Annotated in this window: 3 protein-coding genes; 1 reads left to right on the forward strand and 2 read right to left on the reverse strand. The window is 33.3% G+C overall.

Translation table 11 applies throughout. The annotated features are described in order from the left end of the window. Positions 1-231: 231 nt before the first annotated feature. Complete coding sequence (locus ILA26_RS03390; RefSeq protein WP_292894071.1) at positions 232-486, forward strand: hypothetical protein; 255 nt, start codon at positions 232-234, stop codon at positions 484-486. Between the two features lie 123 nt (positions 487-609). On the opposite strand, the gene ILA26_RS03395 is transcribed toward ILA26_RS03390, so the two are convergent. Both ILA26_RS03395 and ILA26_RS03400 read right to left on the reverse strand, forming a co-directional pair. Further along, positions 610-1,029, reverse strand: coding sequence for a MarR family transcriptional regulator (locus tag ILA26_RS03395; protein WP_292894073.1), 420 nt, complete (start codon positions 1,027-1,029; stop codon positions 610-612). Between the two features lies 1 nt (position 1,030). Beyond that, positions 1,031-2,419 carry a DHA2 family efflux MFS transporter permease subunit gene (locus ILA26_RS03400; protein WP_292894075.1) on the reverse strand — a complete coding sequence of 463 codons (1,389 nt, stop codon included), beginning with the start codon at positions 2,417-2,419 and terminating at the stop codon, positions 1,031-1,033. Between the last annotated feature and the right edge of the window lie 199 nt (positions 2,420-2,618).

A 2,618-nucleotide genomic window follows, 5' to 3' on the forward strand; every position in this document is an offset into this window, starting at 1 on the left:
AGCATGCTTCAAAGGGATGTTAATGCTGCAAAAAATATTTTAGACGAAGCTCTACGCGCCACTGGTTCAATGGTGCTATGCTTAGTAGATTTCATACCTATTGGTCAAGGAAAATTCGAATATTATTACGAATGGAAAGGCTTTGACAAAACAATGGGTATGGCCTAAGAATCTCCAGCTTCTATAAGCTGGAGAGGTTCAACTGAGGAACAAATTGAAAAAGTAAAGATATTGGAAGAAAATGGACTTAGCGTCGGTGAAGCTATAGATACCCTTTTCGAATTAAAAGACACTGCATTCAAACAAATGGACGCCATTGAAAGAGGAATTAGTTTCGTTGATGAACTTAAAGATTCTTCAATGACTGCAGATAAAAAAATTGAAGCTATTGAAAAAAGATATGCTGAAACAGGAACCACCGCTGAAATGAGAATCCAAGAGATCAAACACAATATCAGCTGGGGTAGAGACTTCTTTAAATTCTAATTATAAGTTAAATTAGGACATGATGTCTTTAACTTTTATTTTTTTATTTTTAAAATATTTTTCAAGACTTTTTTTCAACCTAACCAATTAAACAATATATTTTAATATCTGTTCAATATAAATTTAATTTTCTAATTTAGACAATATCCTATCCAAAAGAGTCATCAGGTTCTGAAGTTCATTTTCATCAAAATCATCAAATACATCCTTTTTAAAGCTTTCATGCTTTTTTAGGATTTCATTTATGGTTTGTTTACCTTCAGATGTGAGTAATACAATCCTTTTTCTCTTATCGTTTTCATCATCAATACGTTTTACAAATCCTTTTTTCTCAAGCCTTTCAAGAGCGCGTGTTACTGTTGCGTTATTGAGATTTCTGGATTCGGCCAAATCCTTTTGGGTGACTTTCCCCATTTCATTCAACTTTAAGAGAAAGGACATGTCCGAACGAGTCACATTAAATTCCTTCAGATTGCTGTTGGTGTTTTCAGTGTAGAGCTTGTTGATTCTAAACAACACCTGATCGAAATCCAAACTGTCCATTCTAATCCTCCACAATATCCTTTTTATTCTTTATGAAGAGCACTGTTATAATCAATATGATTACAGTTATTATTATCATCATCAAAGATGTTAAACTAAATGAATTGACTGAAAGCTGATTGTGAGTGATTTTTCCACTTGCCAATATCTGCATTATCACAACTGCAATTGATGATCCGATTGCACCTATAACCTGCCTTGCAGTGTTGTTAATTGCGGTTGCATCCTCAACATCCCATGCCACGACACTCATTGACCAGGTAATAGCCGGAGACAATCCTAATCCGCAACCAATTCCCCTAATAAACTGAGTAGCCAGTATGTATTCAAATGAGGAATTCATATCATAGGTCATCATTGCGACAAATGCAATTATATTTAAAAATGATGATGTAATTAAAACGGGCTTTATTCCAATCTTATCCGCCAATACAGGACCTATGAAATTAAACACAATCATGATTATTGCCGCAGGGAATAATATGAGTCCTGATTCTGTTGAAGAGTAATATGCAACATTTTGAACAAATAGAGGCACAATTACATTGATTCCACACATTATGAAGTAGAGCAATGATGCAAAAACAGTCCCATACACAAAGTACTTATTTTTCAGCACGGATAGGTTGATCAGCGGTTTTTCGATTTTATTTTGACGTTTAACAAATACTATTAATGATATTATGCCCACAATTATCGGTAAAATCACATAGAGTATGCTGAATCCATACTCTGCAACGTTTGAAAATCCAATCATAAGCCCCACACAGAAAAGTATTGACAACAATAAAGATGGAAAATCCAAAGGATACTTCTCAGTTTCAAGTTCAAAATTTGCAAGAATTAGTGACAATATCAAAATCAAAACGGCAATTATGGCCAGAACCTCAAATATGAATCTCCAGTCAAACAGGTCAACAATAATTCCCCCAACTGTAGGTCCCATTGCAGGCACGATTCCAACAAGGAATCCGAACAGTCCCATGAACAATGCCCATTTCTCTTCAGGCATTATTCTAAAAATCAATATCTGACCTATTGGCATTAAGATACCTGTTCCCATAGCTTCAAGAATTCTTCCAATAATTAATATTTCAATGCTTGGGGCCACAAAGCAAAGCACAGAACCTATTATGAACAATATAAGTGATGTTGCCAATATTGTTTTAATTTTAAATCTTCTTGTAATGTATGCTGTTGGAGGAATCATCACTCCAAGCACCAATAGAAATACGGAGTATGTCCATTGTGCAGTTGCAGAAGATATTGCAAAATCATGCATATAATAAGGCAAACTGGTTGTTACAATACTTTGTGATATCAATGTAACTGCAGAAGCCAGTATAAGTATAATCAAAGTTATTAGTCCGCTTTTGTTTTCAAATTCCATGATAATTATTCCATTATAAATTTAGTTGTCTAATAAATAATTGTCTAGACAAATAATTTATTTAGGGGCCTGAATTTTTTTTGTTAAAATTCGACCAGATTCATTTTCTTTTTCTTATTTTTCATATTATTTTTTGATGGTTTATAAAAATACATTAGGATAATTTTTTATTTTATTAAAAAAGGTCTTAATACCCATA

It is taken from the genome of Methanobrevibacter sp. (assembly GCF_017940815.1).
Classification (GTDB): domain Archaea; phylum Methanobacteriota; class Methanobacteria; order Methanobacteriales; family Methanobacteriaceae; genus Methanocatella.

Excerpts from the sequence above, each read along its gene's own strand:
- ILA26_RS03395 (WP_292894073.1), bottom strand. The coding sequence starts at position 1,029 with ATGGACAGTTTGGATTTCGATCAGGTGTTGTTTAGAATCAACAAGCTC.
- ILA26_RS03400 (WP_292894075.1), bottom strand. The coding sequence starts at position 2,419 with ATGGAATTTGAAAACAAAAGCGGACTAATAACTTTGATTATACTTATA.